This window comes from Pseudomonas sp. RA_35y_Pfl2_P32 (assembly GCF_963970735.1).
Taxonomy (GTDB): Bacteria; Pseudomonadota; Gammaproteobacteria; order Pseudomonadales; family Pseudomonadaceae; genus Aquipseudomonas.
The window spans coordinates 1-517 of sequence record NZ_CAXAQF010000213.1; the positions used below are offsets into that span (position 1 = coordinate 1).

Annotated in this window: 1 protein-coding gene; it reads left to right on the forward strand. The window is 61.7% G+C overall.

Annotated elements, in window-relative coordinates; translation table 11 throughout:
* Positions 1-137: 137 nt before the first annotated feature.
* On the forward strand, positions 138-517 hold a 380-nt coding region (tnpA, locus tag AACY45_RS27930), incomplete at its 3' end, for an IS66-like element accessory protein TnpA (RefSeq protein ID WP_339548705.1).

Consider the following 517-nt stretch of genomic DNA (forward strand, 5'->3'; position numbering starts at 1 on the left):
CCGCTGGCCGTTGAGCAGGCTCGTCAGCTGTTGAAGCTGCGCCTCGAGCGTAAGCGTAGCGGCGAGGCCCTTCAGATTGTTTGTGCGCAGACTTGGGAGCACCGTTAGAAGAGTCATCTTCGGCAAGGGTGCTCACAATGGACGACCATTCGGACGACATAAGACGTCCGTCCCCACGTATCGAAGTGTATGCTGGCGCAGGTCGAAAGCGCTGGCCCGACGATTTGAAGGCACAGATTGCCGCGGAAAGCCTCGAGCCGGGCGCGATTGTCACAGATGTCGCCCGCCGCCATGGCTGCCGGCCCCAGCAGGTGCATGACTGGCGGCGTCGAGCGCGTTTGGGCCAGTTGGTGCTGCCTGCTTCGGCGGATACCTTATCGTTCGTGCCTTTGGTGTCGGAATTGGCGCTACCGGCGACTGCGGAGGCCTCCGTATCACCGGAAACATCCACTGTTACGGTTGAGTTCCTGGGTGCACGTGTGGAGGTACGCGGGACGCCTGGCCTTGCTGTGTTGAC